A 21084-nucleotide genomic window follows, 5' to 3' on the forward strand; every position below is an offset into this window, starting at 1 on the left:
GATCTCCTATAAATTTCTCTTCGTTAACTTGGTTCCATTATAGCCTTAGTATCAAACCAATTTGGTAGTTTTAATCCGACACAATCCCTTTGTTTTAGTATATTTTTGTGCTTACTCAAACCAGATCATCCAAATTCAAAATTTATCTCAAATTTCCAATGAATAATTGAACCCATATTTAATAATTCAAAATATCTTTTCAATAATTTCTGTGCCTATCCACAAAAAAGTATCAACCATTTAGGTAGAACTGAACCGCTTCCCGAGAATCGGTATTAAGTTTGAATGAGTTGATCAAATCAAGGTGAATAAATTAGCTTTTTATCAGCAAACTGATGAAATTTATTCATCGAACTACAGCAAAACTGAACAATCGTGTAAACTGAGTGCTTTGATTTTTTACGTGTGAATACAATCATGGCAACTGTAGAGCTTTTTGCAATTGGTAATGCGCTTATTGATCAGGAATTTAAAATATCTGATGATTTTTTAGCCCAGCAAGGCTTGCAAAAAGGCACCATGCAGTTAACTGATGGTTCCACTCAAACCGCATTATATCAAACTTTATTGGATTCTCAGGATTATAAAGGTCAAGCCAGTGGTGGCTCAGCAGCCAATACAACTGTAGCTTTTAGTGCTTTAGGTGGTTCTGCATTTTATGCTTGTCGTGTTGGAAACGATGAATTGGGTCAAATCTATCTTGATGGTTTGAATGATGCCGATATTCTCACTTCAGAAAAATCAAAAACTGATGGCGTTACAGGTACCTGTATGGTGCTTATTAGTCCTGATACTGAGCGTACCATGCATACCTATTTAGGTATCACCACTGAACTTTCTGCCGATCAGGTAGATTACGAGCCATTAAAAAATGCCAAATGGCTTTATATTGAAGGATATCTATCTACTAGCCCATCTGCTCGTTTAGCAGTGAAACAAGCGCGCCAAATTGCTCGTGAAAATGGTGTAAAAATTGCGTTATCACTTTCAGATCCTGCCATGGTTCAATATGCGCGTGACGGTTTAGACGAGTTGATTGATGACGGTGTGGATTTGTTATTTTGTAATGAACAAGAAGCAATAATGTACACAGAAACTCAAACGATTGATCAAGCCTTTGCCAAATTGAAATTAAAAAATCATACCATTGTCATTACACAAAGCGCCAATGGGGCTTCTGTATATTCGGCGAATACACATTTTCATTTAGGTGGACGTCGAGTGACGGCTGTAGATGCTAACGGTGCTGGTGATGCCTTTGCAGGAGCTTTCTTGTACGCTCTAAACCAAAATAAGTCTCTCGAAGATGCAACTCAACTTGCAATTCTTGTTTCAAGTGAAGTTGTTGCTCAATATGGCCCACGTTTAGATATTGAAAACTATGCTAAACTGCTCAAGAATTTCCAGACTGAATGTGCTTAAACATGGAAAAGATTTGCATGACCGAGGATATCCCTGAACGTGAAGCGCGTTCTTATGAGATTTCTCGCGGAGATACCATTTTTATTACTCAGCGCGATGGCGGATTTTTTGCTTACCAAAATATCTGTCCCCATCTGCAAGTTGAACTTGAGTTTCTAGAAAATCAATTTCTGGATCAAGATCAGGAATTTATTCAATGCTCAACTCATGGCGCGCTGTTCAATGTAGAAACTGGTGAATGTATTTCTGGACCGTGTTTAGGTGAATTTTTGACGAAAGTTGAAATTCAGGTACATTCAGATGGTGGAATTTACTTAACAGAATAATTTCTCAGGTTTTTGCCATGCCAGAATTTTTTTTCAACTATGACTTGATGCCTTTTCATTTAAGTGTGGTTGCTTTAATTCTGTTAAGTATGGCAGAAACTATCGGCATTTATATAGGTATCCGTCCAAGCAATTTGATCCGAAAGATTTCTCCAAACTGGCTGGTCTATTCACCACTGCTGAATGTCAAATTTTCAAAAGTTCTTATTTTAGTTTTTTTACTGATTAATTTCAGTTTTGCCGGTTATTTTTTGCAGCTTGCTTTTTTTGCCAGACAGCATAGTTTTGTTTCCCCCTTCTACCTGATCCTACCTGCTTTTATTATTGCCATATTTTTCACTGTATTCATGATTCACTGTCTAGATCAAGTAATTAAACCACAACTTGAGCATCATCATACTAGCCTGTTGGGTCGACTCGCAACAATCTCTAGCGGAAATGCACGCCCAGGTTTTTCTGCACAAGCTCGCATCCGGGACGAATTTGGTCAAATTCATTATGTTCAAGTTGAACCAGAATTTGGCGAATTAGAATTTCGCTCGCAAGTTATTCTTATCCGTTTCAAACAAACACATTACATTGCCAAAAAAATTGCCGTATCAAATCACTTATTTACACCACAACAATAATCATGTATATATTTTGATCAACAAGAAAAGCTCACATAGGATAATTCAAACCCAAAGAGTAAATTATAAAATTAAAATTTTATCTACCAAAACATGATATCACTATAATCCGAGCTTTTTTGTAGGTTATTTAAATTCGTCTAAAACTTAATTATTAGCATTTTAGTTGGTTTTACAACTTTAAATACAACTGTTTTAGTCTGGTTTATTTTTACTTAAATACAAGTGTTTTAATATACTTTATATTATTTTATTAAGAGTAAAATTTTTAATTCAAACCATTGATTTTAATTAATTTAATAATATATTTTTATTTTAATTGTTTTTATTGTTTATTTTTTTAATGATGTCATGAATAATATGTATTATTCAGTCCAATAGGCTTGTATATATGAGCTTGGTGAAAAAAGATTTTAATCGACGCTTAGTTAAAGAAATTACAATCATATTAATAATTAAGATTGTTCTTTTACTAACAATCAAACACATCTGGTTTGATGCCCCTACTATTCCCAAAGATTTTGACAATCAAGTTGCCGAGCATATTGCTGGCACAAATTCCCAAATCAAGGAGACACGTTGATGATTTCTGAAAGCGTGGTCGATCTTTCGCGGTTCCAGTTCGCTATGACCGCAATGTATCACTTCATTTTTGTTCCACTGACTTTAGGTCTGGCTTTTCTACTTGCCATTATGGAAACGACGTACGTCATTTCAGGTAAAGAAATTTATAAAGACATGACCAAATTCTGGGGAAAACTTTTCGGTATCAACTTTGCTTTAGGTGTAACAACTGGCCTAACCATGGAGTTCCAGTTCGGTACAAATTGGGCTTACTACTCGCATTATGTGGGAGACATTTTTGGTGCGCCACTCGCAATTGAAGGCTTAATGGCTTTCTTCTTAGAATCAACTTTTATTGGTTTATTCTTTTTTGGATGGGATCGTCTATCTAAAGTACAGCATTTGGGTGTAACTTGGTTAGTAGCCATTGGTTCGAACATGTCAGCCTTGTGGATTTTGGTCGCAAATGGTTGGATGCAAAACCCCGTTGGTGCTGCATTTAACTATGAAACCATGCGTATGGAACTCACCGATTTTGCTGCATTGATTTTTAATCCTGTCGCTCAAGTCAAATTCGTACATACTGTTTCTGCAGGTTACGTCACTGGTGCAATTTTCGTATTGGCCATTTCTAGTTACTACTTATTGAAAAAACGTGATCTACCATTTGCACGTCGTTCCTTTGCAATCGCAGCAGTTTTCGGTTTGGCATCGACCCTGTCTGTTATCTTACTAGGTGATGAATCAGGTTACGAGCTAGGCGATGTTCAAAAAGCGAAACTTGCCGCTATTGAGTCGGAATGGGAAACTCAGCCAGCCCCTGCAAGTTTCACTTTATTTGGTATTCCAAATCAGCAAGAAATGCGAACTGACTATGCCATTAAAATCCCTTATGCACTGGGCTTAATTGCAACACGTTCAACTGACAAGCAAGTCACAGGTATTACCGACTTGATGAAAGAACATGAACTGCGCATTCGTAATGGTATGGTCGCCTATAGTGAACTTGAAAAACTTCGCGCTGGTGATAGATCTCCAGAACTGCTCAATTCATTTAAAGAAAATCAAAAAGATTTGGGCTATGGTTTGTTATTGAAAAAATATACAGACAATGTCACAGATGCAACTGAGTCAAACATTCAGTCCGCTGTAAAAGACAGTATTCCTAATGTCACTGCGCTGTTCTTTACTTTCCGTATCATGGTCGCTTGTGGTTTCCTTATGCTACTGCTATTTATTTTGGCAGCATGGTCTGTGGCTAAACGTAATGCTGAAGAGAAACCATGGTTACTTAAGTTTGCATTATTTGCTTTACCTTTGCCGTGGATTGCAGCCCAAACTGGTTGGTATGTTGCAGAAGGTGGACGTCAACCATGGACGATTGGTGAGGTCTTACCAACCCATTTATCTGCTTCAAGCTTAAGTACAGGAGATGTTTGGGGTTCAATTATCGCACTTGCAGCGTTTTATACAGTACTACTCATTATTGAAATGTACTTAATGATCAAGTTCGCACGTTTGGGTCCAAGCTCACTTCATACTGGTAAATACCATTTTGAACAACAAGAAAACTCGAATATGGTGGCTGGGGAGGCTCAATCATGATCGAATATGAACTCCTAAAAATTATCTGGTGGGTCCTGGTCGGAGTACTCTTGATTGGACTTGCCCTAACTGACGGTTTTGATATGGGTGCCATGATACTCATGCCTTTCGTTGGTAAAACCGATAACGAACGTCGTGTAGCAATCAATACGATTGCTCCACATTGGGATGGTAATCAAGTCTGGTTAATTACCGCAGGTGGTGCAATTTTTGCCGCATGGCCAATGGTATACGCAGTTGCCTTCTCTGGAATGTACTGGGCTTTATTGTTGGTCTTGTTTGGTCTATTTTTAAGACCTGTCGGTTTTGATTATCGCTCAAAACTTGAAAATACCAAATGGCGTAAATCATGGGACTGGGGTCTATGTATTGGTAGTTTTGTTCCAGCTCTCGTATTTGGTGTAGCATTCGGTAATATGCTAGTGGGTGTACCTTTTAGTCTGGATGAAACAGTTCGTTCTCACTATGATGGTAGTTTCTTTGCGCTGCTTAATCCATTTTCTGTAGTCTGTGGTTTAGTCAGCGTCACCATGCTGTGCGCACACGGGGGCGCATGGTTAATGCTCCGTACAGATGGGGATTTGCATCGTCGTGCAGCAAAAGCAACACAAATTATGGCGCTTGTATATTTAGTCTGTTTTATTGCAGCTGGCGCATGGCTATATTTGGGTAATATTGAAGGTTATACGCTTGTGCAACCATTCAATACCAATGGCGTAGCAAACCCTCTAGCAAAAGAAGTAATTACCCATGGTAACCATGGCTGGCTAAACAACTATAGCCAATACCCAATTACTATGATTGCCCCTATTTTAGGTATTCTCGGTGGTCTAATTGCTCTATTTGCATCTGGTAAAAATAAAGCTGGTTTTAGTTTTATGGGTTCTGCTTTAGCCGTTGTTGGAACAATTCTTACTGCTGGTTTCGCATTATTCCCGTTCTTAATGCCATCTAGTATCAATCCTGTTTCTAGCCTCACGATGTGGGATGCCGTTTCAAGCCATAAAACACTAGGGGTTATGACGGTTGCTGCATGTATTTTTGTGCCAATCATATTAAGTTATACATGCTGGTGCTACTATAAAATGTGGGGCGTTATTACGAGTAAAGACATTCAAGCTAATTCACATAGTTTGTACTAAGGTGACGAGGAGAATAAATATGTGGTATTTCGCATGGATTCTTGGAATATTAATGGCTTGTTTTGCAGGTGTTCTAAGCGCTCTTTATATTGAGCACCATCAAAATCTGGATGAGGAATAACATCATGGCAGAAGCAATGACAACAGCAAAGAGAAGTAAAGCGCAAACATTTGCGATGGCAGTTTCATTTTTGTTGGCGTTGCCACTTGCGGCTGTTTTGTTAGTTCACCCTGCCATGATGCTTGATGCGAATGGTCATTATAATCATAGTGTACTTATGCTGGTCATGTTAGGAATCTCTGGCGGCTTTATTCATGGAGTCGGATATATTCCTCAATTCTGGTTATGGAAATGGTTATTTAGTCCATATATCGCATGGCCATTCATGTTAATTGGTTACTATTTGTGGTTTGTTAAATAGCCACTTATTAAATAAAAAACCTCCGAAATTCGGAGGTTTTTTATAGCTATCAAGATATATTGCTGATATTACCAAGTATAAGTTAGCCCTAATCGAAAACTTCTTGGAGTTCCATAGTAGCTATTACCTATAGTAGTGTAATAATTTTTATCGAATAAATTAGCAATATTTAAATTACCACTTAGATTTTGATTAAATTTATAACGTGCCATAAGATCCACTAAAGCATATGAACCTTGGTCGAGCTTAACTTTATTTGGTCCAGAATCAAGTTTATATATTTCACTTTGCCAACGTACTCCACCCCCTATTTGCAATGATTTATCCAAATAAGGTAAAACATACGTAGTAAAAATTCTGGCTGTGGTTTGAGGTACGTCTGTATTAATCCTCTGATCATCACTATCACGCGATATATTCCGTGAAAAACTGGTAGAAACCTGCCATTCTGGTAGTATTTGACCACTTACCTCAAATTCTATCCCTTTACTTTCTGTACCACTTAAAGCTTCATAAAGAGTTTCACCATTTGAATTTGTTAGTGGATCCCCATTTTCATCATATAAAGCCGATGCGACATTATCCTGTTTGGTTTTATATACCGCAGCTGCAATATTTAGCATATTGTCATAAAAAGCACCTTTTAAACCAATTTCTGTACTTTTGCCTTCTAGAGGATCCAGCATTTGGTTATTTATGTTTTTATAGTTTTGTGGCTGAAAAATTGTCGTATAACTTGAATAGATTGACCAATAATCATTAATGTCGAAAACCAATCCCACATATGGAGTTACTTCACCTGTTTCATGTCGCTTATCTCTGGTTGTCGTTGAGTCTGCATAACTATAATCAATATTATCAGTTTTCCAATCCTCTACACGTGCCCCTGTAAGTAAAGAAAGCTTTTTATGTAGTTGAAATTTAAAAGCAGCGTAAGCAGAGTAATCTTTGACTTCTTGTGAATACCAGCCTGTAGCTACTAAATCAGGACGTGAGATTTGTGTACCATTCCATTCATAGATATTGTTTACAGTAGTATTCCAATTAGGGTCACTTGTAGTATTCCAGCTATAGGCCTGTCTTTTATCATTTTTATTTTGGGCCAACGTTGTGCCTAGAACTGCTTGATGCTCTAAGCCGAATAATTCAAATTTACCATTTAATGATGTCGAAAACACATCCTGTATCGGTCTATAGTCCCAACGACTTGCCCACAATTTTAATCCACTGCCCGTTGTTTTATTTGGCGTACCTAATACATAACCGATCAATTCATCTGAATCTGTAATTACTCGGGAAAGTGTACTTTTTAGTGTCCAGTTCTCGTTAAAATTATGCTCAAGATCTAAATATAGCCCTGTATTTTCTCGATTGGAATATGCCCAGTCTGCTCCCGCTGTAGCTGAACGAGCCCATGATGTTTTTGTTCCATCAGAAAACCATGCAGGTAAACCACCTCGTGAAGAACCATCCAAGTCAATTGCCGAATGATTAAAAGCAAAGCTCAGCTTGGTTTTATCACCAATATCCCCTTCAACCACCCCATAAATAACTTTTCTATCCTCACTCAGATTATTGATATAACTATCGTTTTTCTGAACAGCCATAATTAAACGACCACGAATCGAACCATCTTCATTTAAAGGTGAAGATACATCTGTTTCAACACGACCAAAGTCCCAACTACCGCCAGTCACATTTATACTTGCATATTGCGTCGGCAAAGGTTTCTTTTTAACCAGATTAATGCTTGCACTAGGTGAACCAGCGCCTGTCATGAGGCCACTTGCCCCTCGGATGACTTCAACTCTGTCAAAAATAGCCATATCTTGACTTTGATAAATATTGTCATAAGAGCTAAGCTGTTTTACACCATCTAACAGATAATTATTTATTGTAAAACCACGTGAATAAATGGGTGAAGAATCTGAACCATACCCTCCCGATGAGCTCACGCTTAAACCAGCCGCAATTGATGCAACATCCATAAGCTGGGTAAGTCCTTGATCCTTCATCTGTTGCTGCGTATAAACACTGACCATTTGAGGCGTTTCTTTTAATGATAGTGCCAAGCCAGTGGCTGCAGATGTTACCGGTGTTGTATAGGAACCAGTCCCTTCAGTTGTCTCACTTTTTTGGTTTTCAGCTTTAACTATAATGGTAGGGAGTTGCTGTGCCTCTTCTGTTGAATCATTTGTCTGACTTGCATTTGCTGCATATAAATGCATGGATGAAGCCGAGAGCAAAAGTATTTGAATGGTATAACTCAAATAACTGATTTTAAAATCCATAACAACCCCACACCAAACAAATGAAACTCATTATCGTTATTATTATTAATTTAACAAATTATAAATACTGATTTATTTTATAAGTATAAGTTCTAAAATAGAATAGGTCAGTATTTAACCTATTCCTTATTCTTCAAATTAATTGGTTTGTCCAGCCAACCATGCCATAAATTTTTGACGTTCCACTTTTGAGGATTTTTGCCATAACTCAACTAATTGTTGATCATGAGTTTTCACAGCACTAACGGCCTGAGTCGTTACAATTGTAGAAGGAACATCTGCTGCTTCTTTAACCGTTGCTGCTTGAGCAGTATACACGGGCGCGGGTTGATTGGCTGGTGCAGATTTATTTTGTGTTAAATCATAAGCTTTGCCAAAAAGTCCTCTGTTAAACCAAGGCTTAGCTTCTGTATTTGCCCCTGTTTGTTGTACAAGTAACTGATGGCTAGCATTATAAAGGCCAATGGTCGGTTGCTCGGCATACTTCTTTGCATCTTCAAAATTTGCAGGTGCATTCAGCAAATCCAGTTTATAGCTTGCCCCGTCTTTTAAAGGCGGTGTTTTCAAGGTCACAATTCCTGATTTTACAATATCGTGCTCCCCATCCAGATGCTGAAAAAACTCTTGATAACGAACACTAATACTTATTTCACCCGCATCAACTTTATAAGCATTTTCTTTTTGGCGCAATAACCCTGAATTCACCTCTTGGTCATTAACCGCAAGTATCACGATTTCCTCTGGTGCTGTAATCGTGGCAGCAGCAAAAACAGAACTGCTTAAACATAAACTTAATGCTGCGAGGGTGAACTTTAAAGTCATTGTCGGATTTCTCTATTCATTTTTCAAATCATGAGCACTATGCAGTGCAGTTGTGACAATTTTATGACAAATATTTCAATAATTTTACTAAGTTATTCAATTTTTTAATGATATTTAAATGAATAAAAAAGAAATTAGGCTATGTTTACACATTTCATTTGAAATACTTAAGTATAAAAAAGAGCGCATAAATGCACTCTTTATTTACAAAATAAATTTAAACTTAGTTAAACGTTTTGAAGCGTACATCATCGCTTATGTAATCTTTGTCACCTGCTGGCGCTTCAATTGAACCAAATACTAACTGGGCACGAAGTTTCCAGTTATGCGGGATCTCAAAAGCTTCTGCAACTTCATCATCAACAATTGGATTGTAGTGTTGAAGTGACGCGCCTACATGATGTTCTGCCAAAGCCGTCCAAGCAGCAAATTGAGCAATCGCAGTTGAATGTTCAGACCAAACTGGAAAGTTATCCGCATATAATGCGAATTGCTCTTGCAGGCCTTTGATAACAGCCTGATCTTCATAAAATAATGCCGTACCAAAACCAGCAGAGAAGCTATCAAGTTTGCCACTTGTTGCAGCAAATGCAGTTTCTGGAACAATTTTTCTTAAAGTTTCACGAACAATTTCCCAAAATTTATGATGAGAATCACCAAACAAGATCACTACACGTGAAGATTGTGAGTTAAATGAAGATGGGCTATGTTTTACCGCATCTTTGATGATTTGCTCAATTTCAGCTTGCTCTAATGCAACATTTTTTCCGATTGCATAGATACTACGACGATTTTTAATTTTATCTAAGAACGATGTCATTTGTTATGTCCTGTGTGTGCATTTGACCTGAAGGTCGTGATCTGGAATAGATATAAGTCTATGCATCTCTTATGGCGTATTCATTACTAATTTTATTACATACTGTTTTATTTTTAGAACAATTGAGCTGTTTTAAAAGTATGAAGAACAAAAAACTCCACATATTGTGGAGTTTCAAAACTTAAAACCGCTTATTTATCTGTTTCAAATAAAGCTGCTACAAATGATTTTGCCGAAAATGGACGCAAATCATCAATTTTTTCACCCACCCCGATAAAACGAATAGGTACATGACTACGACTGGCAATATTAAACAGCACACCGCCTTTGGCAGTTCCGTCCAGTTTGGTAATGGTAATTCCTGTTAAGCCAACTGCCTGATCAAATTCTTGAACCTGATTAATGGCATTTTGTCCTGTACCCGCATCGACAACCAACATAATTTCATGTGGAGCAGTTGCATCAATCTTCTGCATCACACGCTTTACCTTTTTAAGCTCTTCCATCAGGTTACTTTTATTATGTAAACGACCTGCTGTATCTGCAATAAGTACGTCAATACCTTTAGCACGCGCACTTTCAAAGGCATCAAAAATTACAGATGCACTATCTGCACCGTGCCCCTGAGCCACCACAGCGATATTATTACGTTCACCCCAAATTTGTAACTGTTCAGTTGCCGCTGCACGGAATGTATCCCCTGCTGCCAGCATAACTTTTTTACCTTCGCCCTGTAACCGCTTTGCCAGCTTACCAATCGTAGTGGTTTTACCCACACCATTTACCCCCACCATGAGGATCACGTAAGGGGTTTTATTTGGATCAATATGTAACGGCTTTACCCGTGGCGCAAGCAAGGCGACCAATTCTTCTTGTAACGCCTTGTAGAGTGAATGTGAATAAATTAAATCACCGCGCGCTGTTCGCTCAGTTAGATTAGTAATAATGGTTTTGGTAGCATCTACTCCAATATCCGAAACTAGTAGTTGCTCTTCAACTTCTTCTAAAAGCTCATCATCGATCTCTTTACCGCCAATCAAGATATTAACCATACCATCCGCCAAGTTACGGCGTGTTTTGGTTAGTCCGTCCTTCATACGACTAAAGAAACCACCTTTAGAATGAAGTTCATCAGAGTTTTGACCAGCATCCTGAATATCAGGAGTTTCAGATTCAGCAGCAATAGGTAAAGCGGATTCTTGGGTCTTTACAACCTCATCAATAATTGGGACATTGATAGCTGGTAAGTTTGGTAACGTGACATCGTCATCCCCAATGTCAGCATCAATCAAGAATTTATTTTGCATATTCGATTGCTGTTGCATACCGATTCCCTTGAAAAGCAGCGGGTTAAAAAGAGAGATTTTAGCACAGATTCACTACATTGCCCGACCTTATTCACCCTGCTTTGGTACCTCTCTTAAATATTCAAAACGTCATTTTCCAGATGTCCTATTTCAAAAAAATAGTGCTTTTTTCTAATAAATAATCTTCACTAAAACACAACAGGATATGCTTGAGTTTAAACGCTATTTTCTTAAAAATAGATTGAAATATGAGAAATACTTATGGACGGCTTGTGTTCAAATCGTTGTTTCAAGATTTTAAATTCATCTTTTTATTTTCTTTTTTATCCTTTCTAAGTATCAATGTTAGTTATGCAGAAACACAAAGCCAACTTGGTCGCACTACCTTTGAAACCACACTAGCAAATGGTTTAAAAGTGATTATCCGTGAAGATCATCGCGCACCTATTGCAATTGCTCAGATCTGGTATTCAGTAGGTAGTAGCGATGAATCTGGCAACATTTTAGGCGTTTCTCATGCACTTGAACATATGATGTTTAAAGGAACCAGCAAAGTTCCAGATAATGAGTTTACTCGCCTCAGCAGAATATATGGTGGTCGAGTCAATGCTGCGACTTCTACTAATTACACCAATTATTACCAGCTTTATCCTAAAGCCTATTTACCGATGGCACTTGAGCTTGAAGCAGATCGCATGACCAATCTGGTATTACGTCAAAGCGATTTTTCAACTGAAATGAATGTCGTTATGGAAGAACGACGACAACGCACCGATGATAATCCACGCTCACTGGCTTTTGAGCGTTTTAAATGGCTAGCTTACCCCACTAGTCATGCACGACAACCCATCATTGGGTACATGAAAAATCTACAGAATATTCAATTGGACGATCTGAAAAAATGGTACAAAACATGGTATAGCCCAAATCATGCCACATTGATCATTATTGGTGACGTTGATGCGGAAACCACCTTAAAACAGGTTCAAAAATATTTCGCTCATATTCCCAAACAACTGACACCAGAACGTAATGATGTACTTGAATTTGATCGTGTTGGGTATCGCCATATGGAAGTCGAGCTACCTGTACAAGTGCCTAATCTTTATATGGCATGGAATGTTCGATCAATCAAAACTGCTAAAAACCCACAAGATGCTTATGCCCTTACCATTATTCAAGCACTTCTTGATGGCAATATTTCTTCTCGCTTGCAACAACGTCTAGTACGTGACAAAAAAACGCTAACCTCTATTAGTGTGAATTATGATCCGTATAACCGTGGTGATAGTTTATTTACTATTACCGCTTTACCTGCGGATGGAGTAAGTCTCATATCTGCACAAGATGCGATTCAAAAAGAAATTGATGCACTCAAAATGGAATTAGTTGAACCCATTGAACTTGAACGTGTCACTAATAATTTTGTTTCTAATTTGATTTACAGCCAAGACGATATTATTGGTCAGGCACATATGATCGGATTACTTGAAGTTAATGGTCTAAGCTATCGACTGGTTGATGAATTGCCAGAACACTACCAAACTGTTACCCCGCAAGATATACAGCGCGTTGCTAATGCCTATTTTGTTAAAAGTAACCTTACGACTTTATATTTAGAACCAGAACAAGAACAGGGAAAATAAAGGAATCCGCATGAAAACGTCTCTATTAATTATATTAGCCAGTTCCTTTCTCACTTTCCCAGTGTTTGCAGATATTGTAGATCAAGACCTGCCTGAGCAGGATGATCCCTCACAACTAAAATCCATAACCCAACTTAACGGTCTCAAAAATATTCCTGCCAAACAAACTGATCAAGCGCCTTATGTGCACGACTTAAAAAATGCATATCAAGTGCGTACATTATTTGTTGAATCCTCTGCTCTACCTATAGTCGATCTACAACTCACATTCAATGCTGGATCCGCACGTGATGAAAGTATAGGCAAAGGTTTGTTCGGCATAGCCAATATGGCTGCCAATCTAATGACTGAAGGTACTGAGAATTATAGTGCTGCTCAAATTGCCAATACATTTGAGCAACTTGGTGCGCAGTTTAGTGTCAAAGCGTATCGGGATATGTTTGTTGTACGTTTGAGAGTGATGTCTGATCCCCAGAAAATACAGCCTGCCATCAATCTAATGCTAGAAGTACTTAATCATGCAACATTTACCCCGTCAAGTCTAAATTTGGTGTATAGCAATACACAGGTTGGTCAGCGCCAATTACAAGAAAATCCTAATCGTTTAATTGATATCAAACTCTATCGTACTTTGTACGGAACCCATCCCTATGCCCAGCCTATTACCGGCACTAATGCCAGTATTCGTAAAATTACACCCGCATTACTTAAACAGTTTCGTGAGCAATTATTGGTTGCACAAAATATGAATATTGCGATGACGGGACAACTCACCACGCAACAAGCCAGCGACCTTAGTATAAAAATTATTCAATCGCTTCCACAAGGTCGAGCCGCTCTGCCTCTTAATCAACCCTATTCAGAACGCGGTTTTAACATCCAGCATATTCAATATCAGTCCACCCAAGCTTATGTCACAATGGGACATTTAGGCATCAGTCGAAATGATCCAGATCAGCCTGCACTGGAACTTGCTAATCAAATGCTTGGTGGATCAGGGTTTAATTCATTGCTAATGAAAGAACTTCGAGTAAAACGTGGTTATACTTATGGTGCGTACAGTGCATTTAGCTTTACCCAAACAAACGGTATTTTCAGTTTAAATTATTCGACTAAACAAGATCAGCTCATGGAGAGTATTCAGGTAGCACATAAAACATTAGTTGATTTTGTAAAACAACCTATTGATAGAAAACAACTCGAAGAAACAAGAAGCGGTATGCTGCGTGCGTTTCCCATGAGCTTTAGTAGTAATGCCAATATCAATGCACAACTTGGTTCAATCGGATTTTATGGATTACCCGCAGATTATTTATCTATTTATCCTGAACAGCTTAGAAAACTTACAGCTCAAGATGTACAACAAGCCATCAGAAAACATATACATCCAGACAACCTGACCGTCATTGTTGCAAGTGAAAAACTAGATAAAGAAAAATTATTACAAGATCTTAAAGATAATTTATCTCCCATAAAACCCGTACAGATTGATCCAGAAGCTATTCATCCTCCAGCGCCATCGCAGGATAATGTTGCGCCTTTGAATTTTCATACTGATACGCACGCATCAATTTAAAGTATTCAGCACGACTAATTCCGTCGTGCTGCAAAAGCTGTTGGGCTATTTTCTGAGTTTCTGGATTATTTGCCATATGCGATAAATTCACAATAGATTGATGCTGTGGCTTAGAAATAGGACGCTGTAACGCCATAAAGGCCAATATCAACATTGTGATAATAATGACGGCGACTACAATATTGTAAATGCGCTCTAATTTAAATTCATTTGCAAGTTTTAGAAAATTTTGTTTTGATATGAGCATACCTTACCTCGAATAGATGTAGTGTATGGCTCATTTGCTTTGCATACAAGTCAAAGCGCCTAATTCTCCAGATAAAAAAACCATTAGGCGCTATAGAATACTTAGAACTTATAAAATTAAGTCATTAAGGCACGGACGAATGCAAAATATAAGATGAAAGCAATAATAGCCAGAACAATCAAAATAGCAAAATAGCTTACCCCTGTTTCTGCATCCGCTGGATGCAAATCATCTTCATCTGCCAAACGCAATAATTCTCCATCATAAACACGGTAAAACCAAGCTTTTATCTGCGGATCAAGTTGTCGAGTAAAATCATAAACACGTTTACGCTGTGCCAGACAATAATCACCTAAATGAATTTCCTGATGAAAAATCGCTTCGTCCAACTGTTTGCGATGATACTGTGCCAAAGCAATAATTTGGGATTCATCTGGTGGAACTTCAAAGTTAAAGCCATCTATCGTTGTTAGCATGTTCTTCTCCTTGTCATGTCATATTTAATTGTTATATTGATTTTACTAAAAAATATTTTTGTTTAATGTTTAATCATGTAAGCTTGTAATTCATACATTACACCCCATCTATTACTTGACTTATCACGCTTATTGTAATATTAGTTTAACAATCAACTGCTAAAATTAATTTTGCAAGGCAAGTAAGCCGAGTTGATGTGATCATAATTACAACTATAAGGAGTTTTTAATATGATTCAACAAATTTCCCATCATGACTTAGAGCATGTGTATGCATCTGCGGTAAATACAATTCAATCACAGATGAATTTTCAGGATGCGGTAAAGCAGCTTGAAGATGCAGCACGTGCAGGACACGGTAAAGCAGCGATGTTTCTGGCAGAGCTTTACTATCAAGGCTTTCGTGTAGAACGAGATTCATTGAAAGCTCAATATTGGCAACGAATGGCCACCATGCAAGCATAATCAAACGTCACTTAGGTGGCGTTTTTTATTGCCTCAGTAAAACTTTATTACGATTTAATGCAAAGTTGTCACTGAAATTAAGTATTTATTTTTTATAATAAACACGAGTTTAAATTGCAGCAAATTCATGAAAACTTATACACAGTTACACCCTGTTTCTAAAGACTTGATAATTAAAATTTCAATTTTAAAAACGATGATGTATTGCGGTGCACTTTGGGGACTTTATCATCAAGGCTGGGCAATAAAATCAGATCAAGACGATTTTATTTTTCCCTTTTGGCTCAACGGTGTACAAGCGCATCGTTATGCTAAAAAGCACTGGCCCCATTATGTTCCCAAAAAAATCACACCTAAAGATTTTCAGGAATCTTTATTGCCAACATTGACGCGCTTAAAAGTAACTCCTGCGCTTTTTAATTCAAATCAGCGCAAATTCAAATTATCTACCCAGCAAATGCGCCATTTTTTCTTTGCTTCCCCCTCCTCTTTTAACATTGCATAAGATAAATGAGACCGGGTCTTGGAGATCAGAACAAGACTCAATCTTATATAAAAGGTCCATTACAGGTGGCAAAATATTATTCATTTAGACTTTCAAAGACTTTGCATTTTCATAAAATCGCGCTAAGTTAAATTAAAACGATAAACTAGCCAGAGGGACAAAAATATGACAAACGTTGCTCAAGTTATACAAGATAAAGCTGAACAAGCTATTTATACTGTTTCGCCAGATGCAACCGTACTTGAAGCAATTTCGATCATGGCAGATAAAGGCATAGGGGCTTTGGTTGTTACGCAGGACGAAGAAGTTGTTGGTATATTCTCTGAACGCGATTACACCCGTAAAGTCGCCCTTATGGAGCGCTCATCTTACGACACTACTGTCAATGAAATTATGACTGCAAAAGTATTAACAATTTCCCGTTCAAATACAGTTGAAGAATGCTTACAACTAATGACAGATCGTCATTTACGTCATTTACCTGTGGTTGAAGATGATAAATTGGTCGGTTTAATTTCAATTGGTGACTTGGTAAAAGCGGCCATGCAAGACCAAAAGAATTTAATTGATCAACTCCAGCAATATATTTCTGGATAATTAAAAAGGCATCGTTTAAGGATGCCTTTTATTCAAATCAACTTTTAACAAATTTTTTAGCTTGACCAGCTCAACTCTTTACCGTGAGAGATATCGCGTTAAGTCTTCAATACCTTTTAAAGTCATCGGATACATATGATCATCAAAGATCTGTTTAATCAATCCGATCGTTTGTGTGTATTGCCAATAATTTTCTTCTTCTGGATTAAGCCATGCAGTTTTATCAAAATGCTGACGTAAACGGCGTAACCAAATCTCGCCTGCTTCATCATTCATGTACTCCACAGAACCACCTACTGAACGAAGTTCGTAAGGTGCCATACTGGCATCTCCCACGATAATCACACGATAATCACGCCCATATTTATGAAATAAATCCCATGTTTCCAAACGACTCGCCTGTCTGCGGTGATTATCTTTCCAAACATAGTCATATAAGCAGTTATGAAAATAGAAATACTCAAGTGTTTTAAATTCAGTTTTGGCAGCACTAAATAGTTTTTCACATTGTGCGATGTAAGAGTCCATAGAACCACCGACATCAAATAACATAAGAACCTTAACCCGATTACGTCGCTCAGGAACTAATTGAACATCCAATATGCCTTGTTTGGCAGTTTCACGAATCGTACCATCTACATCCAGTTCTTCTGCTGCGCCCTGACGTGCGAACTTACGTAAGCGACGCAAAGCCAACTGCATCTGACGCGTTCCTAAAATCTGATCATCATCCAGATTTTGATATTTACGTTGTTCCCAGACTTTCACTGCTGAACGTTTGCGTCCTGGCCCACCAATGCGGACACCTTCAGGATGGTCACCAAATGCTCCAAAAGGCGAAGTGCCTCCAGTACCAATCATTCGGTTGCCACCCTGATGTTTTTTATGCTGTTCACGTAAACGTTCTTCCAGCATTTTCATCAGTTCTTCCAAAGAACCGGCTTTCTGCAAAGCCTCTCTTTGTTCTGGTGTCAAATGTTTTTCGAGCAGCTCCAAGTCCAGCCATTCTTTCGGAATTTTCTGAACCTGTTTAAGTAACTCATCTAGATCAAAAGTTTCTATGCCTTCAAAATAGTCCTTGATAGCACGATCAAATTTATCAAAAAAACGCTCATCTTTAACCAAAATAGTCTTGGCAAGTTGATAAAACTCATCTTGATCTGCAAATGCCAATCCTTCAGCAATGGCTTGATTTAAATCGATCAATTCACGAGTTGTGACTGGGACGCCATATTTTCTTAAAGTATAAAACAGCCGCACAAACATAAGCGACCACCCTTAACGACGTGACATAAAGGCGAGTCGTTCTAACAGTTGTACATCTTGTTCATTTTTAATCAATGCGCCATACAAGGGAGGTATAGCCTTGGTTTTATCATGGTTGCGCAATACCCCTTCTGGCATATCATCGGCCATAAGTAAACTTAACCAATCAATCAGCTCAGAAGTTGAGGGTGGTTTTTTCAGGTTCGGAACCTGACGCAATTTGAAGAAAATCTGTAAAGCTTCACTCACCAGTGTCGTTGAAATATTTGGAAAATGTACCGCAATAATTTCACGCATAGTTGCTTCATCTGGAAATTCAATATAATGAAAGAAACAACGACGCAAAAATGCATCAGGCAATTCCTTTTCATTATTTGAAGTAATGATCACAATCGGACGCTGAATTGCAGTAATGGTTTCACCTGTTTCATAGACATAAAATGACATTTTATCCAATTCATGCAACAAGTCATTTGGAAACTCAATATCTGCTTTATCAATTTCATCAATCAATAAAACACAGCGTTCTTCACTAGTAAAAGCTTCCCATAGTTTTCCAGGTTTAATATAGTTTTTAATATCATAAACCCGATCATCACCTAACTGACTATCACGTAAACGTGATACAGCATCGTACTCGTATAAACCTTGCTGTGCTTTGGTGGTGGACTTGATATGCCAAGTAATCAGCTTAAGTCCCAGACTTTCTGCCACCTGCTCTGCCAATAAAGTTTTACCTGTTCCAGGCTCGCCTTTGACTAGCAGCGGTTTTTGTAAAGCACGTGCGGCCTTGACGGCCAGTTTTAAACTATCCGTTGCGATATATTGATCTGTACCAGAGAAATGTTGTGAATCAACAGCCATGTTTTAACCTTTATTTTTTTACTTAAATGGGTGTACTGCTTTTATGAGAAACAGCTTTATTGATGCGATATTTTGACCACAAATAACCAAGGACCAAACCCACCCCAATGACTAGAAGAATAAGTGATGCATTTGCCCATACCAACGGTTGCTCTTTGGTCAAAATACCAAATAGTAAACCGAAAATAGCAGGTGCTATTTCGGCATTTGTACCATCAGATACCGTGGGTGTTGCCAAAATTGCAAACAGAATAATCCAACTCACGCCACCTAAGAGGTTTGGTAGCCGTTTTGCCACGCCATACCAACACCATAAGACAATAATTGTTCCGACGACATATACTGTCACAGCAATACTATCTTCAGGAAGCGAATCAAGTGAGGATAATAGACCATTCCAGATTGCAGCTAGTTGCTCAAGCACCTCTTAACCCCTCTGGTTCATCTACGGGATTGATAAATCCTTCTGGTGGCATTTGTATAAAAAAGCCACTAGTTTGCAGTGAATCTATCACATGTAACACGTTTACCCGTGCAAGTTTGCGTGACTGAGAAAGCTCAAGATGCATAACAAATGTTGGGCGACCAAAGGCCTGACGAATACTTTCAGGTACATTTTCTAAAGGATCTTTGCCTTCTGTATCATCATTTGGATAATCTGGACGAGCAATATAAATGTACATTTCATCTTTTTTGCTCGATCTATAAATATCACAGTGCATATTTAACTTAACTCTCATCACAGGGTAAAAAGCATACATCAAAAAAACGGTAGAGACATTAGCGAATATTAACCCATCAGTCGTCCTGAAAGATCAATCTTTTGTAAGAGCTTATCGCTCCACCTGCATTTGCGTCATTAGAAAGTGTTCATCTTCTCTTAGAATTTGAATCAATGGCTGGGTTAACTTCTCATAGCGCCATCCCAACAAATAGTCTGGTAAATCCTGTTCATCACCATGAAAAACAATATGTTGATAAAGTGCATTTATCCATTTTTTACGCAATAGGACTTCTTTGGGGATCTCAGTTGTTTCAACAATGTTTTGAATCAACAGTTGCATTTTTGTACTAACATTTTCTGAACATTGTTTGATTGGTCGCGCCAAACGTAATGGCCATTCATTTTCAGGAGGAAGAAACTTTAATAAATCCAGAATAGTTTTACCATGTTCACGGATAATATTTGGTCGAATATCTTTGATTTGAGACAGTTGAAAATTATTTTTTGGACTTTTCTCTACCAGATCAATCATGGTTGAGTTTCTTAAAATAAAACTACGCGGTTGATTTAGTGCTTTAATGAGTTGTTCACGCCATACACTCAACTGCTGTAATTGCATCAGTTGCTTGCGTGAATGTCGATAATTCCCAATATCAGTGTAAAGTAAATGATTCGGTGTTTCCCGCGCAATTTCCTTGGTCAAACTTTGACAGTCTTCGAGAACAAAATCATATTTATTTTTTTGTTGTAATTCTTGTTTCAATTGATCGGAAAGCTGCAACAAATAAATTACATCATTAGCTGCATAATTCAATTGTTCAGAAGTTAATGGGCGGGCTAGCCAGTCAGAACGAGTCTGATCCTTTTCGATTTCAATACCTAAAATCAGTTTCAAAGCATTTTGATAACTAACCTGTAAACCATGCCCTAAAAAAGACAGAGCAACTTGAGTATCAAAGACATTTCGTAAAACATCCTGCTGTGCATAATGATAAATTAGATCAATGTCTTCACCGCAAGCATGGAAAACATTTTGTCTCGCTGTATATAACTTTTGCCAAAATGGAGTCAAATCCAGCGCAGTGCCATCTAGTAGGTAGATGTGACCATTTACATTGATCTGGAATACACCCAACTTTGGCCAAAGCGTATCAACCTTAATAAATTCAGTGTCCAAAGCATAAACGGGATATTGATCCATTTGCTGGAGGACGTGAGCAAAATCATCTTGCTGCTGGATAAAATGAAACATGTTTTCTCGATTTAACAACTAGCGCAGTTAACTGCGTCTGTATATATAACACTACAACCTTAGAATATTCTAGCTAAAGCTTTATTAATGCTTTATTTTTTGAGCAATATCATGAG

The 21084-nt window shown here is 37.9% G+C and carries 24 protein-coding genes; 13 read left to right on the plus strand and 11 right to left on the minus strand.

The genetic code is table 11. The annotated features are described in order from the left end of the window. Positions 1-417 precede the first annotated feature (417 nt). From IAE19_RS03445 to IAE19_RS03480, 8 genes are all read left to right on the plus strand, one after another. Entirely contained in the window at positions 418-1422 is a 1005-nt protein-coding gene (locus IAE19_RS03445; RefSeq protein ID WP_200459540.1) for an adenosine kinase, read from the plus strand. A gap of 17 nt (positions 1423-1439) precedes the next feature. After that, on the plus strand, positions 1440-1748 hold the full coding sequence (locus tag IAE19_RS03450; protein WP_200459541.1) for a Rieske (2Fe-2S) protein: 309 nt from the start codon (positions 1440-1442) through the stop codon (positions 1746-1748). A 17-nt stretch (positions 1749-1765) separates the two neighbouring features. Continuing rightward, a complete protein-coding gene (locus IAE19_RS03455; RefSeq protein ID WP_200459542.1) occupies positions 1766-2377 on the plus strand; it encodes an OB-fold-containig protein in 612 nt (203 codons plus the stop codon). Positions 2378-2768: 391 nt separating this feature from the next. After that, complete coding sequence (gene cydP / locus IAE19_RS03460; RefSeq protein WP_200459543.1) at positions 2769-2960, plus strand: cytochrome oxidase putative small subunit CydP; 192 nt, start codon at positions 2769-2771, stop codon at positions 2958-2960. Then, complete coding sequence (locus IAE19_RS03465; RefSeq protein ID WP_200459544.1) at positions 2960-4546, plus strand: cytochrome ubiquinol oxidase subunit I; 1587 nt, start codon at positions 2960-2962, stop codon at positions 4544-4546. Before cydP ends, IAE19_RS03465 begins: the two co-directional genes overlap by 1 nt. Continuing rightward, positions 4543-5688 carry a cytochrome d ubiquinol oxidase subunit II gene (gene cydB / locus IAE19_RS03470; protein WP_200459545.1) on the plus strand — a complete coding sequence of 382 codons (1146 nt, stop codon included), beginning with the start codon at positions 4543-4545 and terminating at the stop codon, positions 5686-5688. Before IAE19_RS03465 ends, cydB begins: the two co-directional genes overlap by 4 nt. 19 nt (positions 5689-5707) lie before the next feature. Then, positions 5708-5809: a cytochrome bd-I oxidase subunit CydX gene (cydX, locus tag IAE19_RS03475; RefSeq protein WP_000270276.1), complete on the plus strand. Its 102-nt coding sequence runs from the start codon at positions 5708-5710 to the stop codon at positions 5807-5809. Position 5810: 1 nt separating this feature from the next. Further along, the gene (locus IAE19_RS03480) at positions 5811-6110 is read left to right on the plus strand and encodes a cyd operon YbgE family protein (RefSeq protein WP_200459847.1); all 300 of its coding nucleotides are present in this window, start codon (positions 5811-5813) and stop codon (positions 6108-6110) included. A 68-nt stretch (positions 6111-6178) separates the two neighbouring features. Here IAE19_RS03480 and IAE19_RS03485 read toward each other — a convergent pair whose 3' ends face one another. The 4 genes from IAE19_RS03485 to ftsY form a co-directional block, all read right to left on the minus strand. Continuing rightward, entirely contained in the window at positions 6179-8401 is a 2223-nt protein-coding gene (locus IAE19_RS03485; RefSeq protein ID WP_200459546.1) for a TonB-dependent siderophore receptor, read from the minus strand. A gap of 138 nt (positions 8402-8539) precedes the next feature. After that, on the minus strand, positions 8540-9223 hold the full coding sequence (locus tag IAE19_RS03490; protein ID WP_200459547.1) for a DUF2057 family protein: 684 nt from the start codon (positions 9221-9223) through the stop codon (positions 8540-8542). Between the two features lie 223 nt (positions 9224-9446). After that, positions 9447-10043 carry a nitroreductase family protein gene (locus tag IAE19_RS03495; RefSeq protein WP_200459548.1) on the minus strand — a complete coding sequence of 199 codons (597 nt, stop codon included), beginning with the start codon at positions 10041-10043 and terminating at the stop codon, positions 9447-9449. Between the two features lie 191 nt (positions 10044-10234). Continuing rightward, positions 10235-11368 carry a signal recognition particle-docking protein FtsY gene (gene ftsY, locus IAE19_RS03500; protein WP_200459549.1) on the minus strand — a complete coding sequence of 378 codons (1134 nt, stop codon included), beginning with the start codon at positions 11366-11368 and terminating at the stop codon, positions 10235-10237. Positions 11369-11598: 230 nt separating this feature from the next. Here ftsY and IAE19_RS03505 point away from each other — a divergent pair, with 230 nt between their 5' ends. After that, positions 11599-12996, plus strand: coding sequence for a M16 family metallopeptidase (locus IAE19_RS03505; RefSeq protein ID WP_200459550.1), 1398 nt, complete (start codon positions 11599-11601; stop codon positions 12994-12996). Between the two features lie 10 nt (positions 12997-13006). Further along, complete coding sequence (locus tag IAE19_RS03510) at positions 13007-14572, plus strand: insulinase family protein (protein WP_200459551.1); 1566 nt, start codon at positions 13007-13009, stop codon at positions 14570-14572. Here the strand turns inward: IAE19_RS03510 and IAE19_RS03515 are convergent. Together IAE19_RS03515 and IAE19_RS03520 are read right to left on the minus strand one after the other, a co-directional pair. Continuing rightward, positions 14496-14819: a hypothetical protein gene (locus tag IAE19_RS03515; protein WP_200459552.1), complete on the minus strand. Its 324-nt coding sequence runs from the start codon at positions 14817-14819 to the stop codon at positions 14496-14498. The genes IAE19_RS03510 and IAE19_RS03515 overlap by 77 nt on opposite strands. Positions 14820-14935: 116 nt before the next feature. Then, on the minus strand, positions 14936-15295 hold the full coding sequence (locus tag IAE19_RS03520; protein ID WP_200459553.1) for a hypothetical protein: 360 nt from the start codon (positions 15293-15295) through the stop codon (positions 14936-14938). A 231-nt stretch (positions 15296-15526) separates the two neighbouring features. Between IAE19_RS03520 and IAE19_RS03525 the strand changes: the two genes are divergently transcribed. The 3 genes from IAE19_RS03525 to IAE19_RS03535 all read left to right on the plus strand — a co-directional run bounded on the left by IAE19_RS03525 (position 15527) and on the right by IAE19_RS03535 (position 16862). Then, complete coding sequence (locus IAE19_RS03525; RefSeq protein WP_004989307.1) at positions 15527-15760, plus strand: hypothetical protein; 234 nt, start codon at positions 15527-15529, stop codon at positions 15758-15760. Between the two features lie 127 nt (positions 15761-15887). Further along, positions 15888-16265, plus strand: coding sequence for a DUF2750 domain-containing protein (locus tag IAE19_RS03530; RefSeq protein WP_200459554.1), 378 nt, complete (start codon positions 15888-15890; stop codon positions 16263-16265). A 165-nt stretch (positions 16266-16430) separates the two neighbouring features. Next, positions 16431-16862, plus strand: a complete 432-nt coding sequence (locus IAE19_RS03535; RefSeq protein ID WP_200459555.1) for a CBS domain-containing protein — start codon at positions 16431-16433, stop codon at positions 16860-16862. Positions 16863-16940: 78 nt separating this feature from the next. On the opposite strand, the gene IAE19_RS03540 is transcribed toward IAE19_RS03535, so the two are convergent. The 5 genes from IAE19_RS03540 to IAE19_RS03560 all read right to left on the minus strand — a co-directional run bounded on the left by IAE19_RS03540 (position 16941) and on the right by IAE19_RS03560 (position 20968). Continuing rightward, positions 16941-18128 (minus strand): vWA domain-containing protein, encoded by a 1188-nt coding sequence (locus IAE19_RS03540; RefSeq protein ID WP_200459556.1) that lies wholly within the window; start codon positions 18126-18128, stop codon positions 16941-16943. Between the two features lie 12 nt (positions 18129-18140). After that, positions 18141-18992: an AAA family ATPase gene (locus tag IAE19_RS03545; protein ID WP_200459557.1), complete on the minus strand. Its 852-nt coding sequence runs from the start codon at positions 18990-18992 to the stop codon at positions 18141-18143. Between the two features lie 22 nt (positions 18993-19014). Then, positions 19015-19416 (minus strand): hypothetical protein, encoded by a 402-nt coding sequence (locus IAE19_RS03550; RefSeq protein ID WP_200459558.1) that lies wholly within the window; start codon positions 19414-19416, stop codon positions 19015-19017. Next, positions 19409-19714, minus strand: coding sequence for a YcgL domain-containing protein (locus IAE19_RS03555; protein WP_200459559.1), 306 nt, complete (start codon positions 19712-19714; stop codon positions 19409-19411). Before IAE19_RS03555 ends, IAE19_RS03550 begins: the two co-directional genes overlap by 8 nt. A 111-nt stretch (positions 19715-19825) precedes the next feature. Next, the gene (locus tag IAE19_RS03560) at positions 19826-20968 is read right to left on the minus strand and encodes a ribonuclease D (RefSeq protein WP_200459560.1); all 1143 of its coding nucleotides are present in this window, start codon (positions 20966-20968) and stop codon (positions 19826-19828) included. Positions 20969-21084: the final 116 nt, after the last annotated feature.

It is taken from the genome of Acinetobacter sp. S40, assembly GCF_016624705.1.
GTDB lineage: Bacteria > Pseudomonadota > Gammaproteobacteria > Pseudomonadales > Moraxellaceae > Acinetobacter.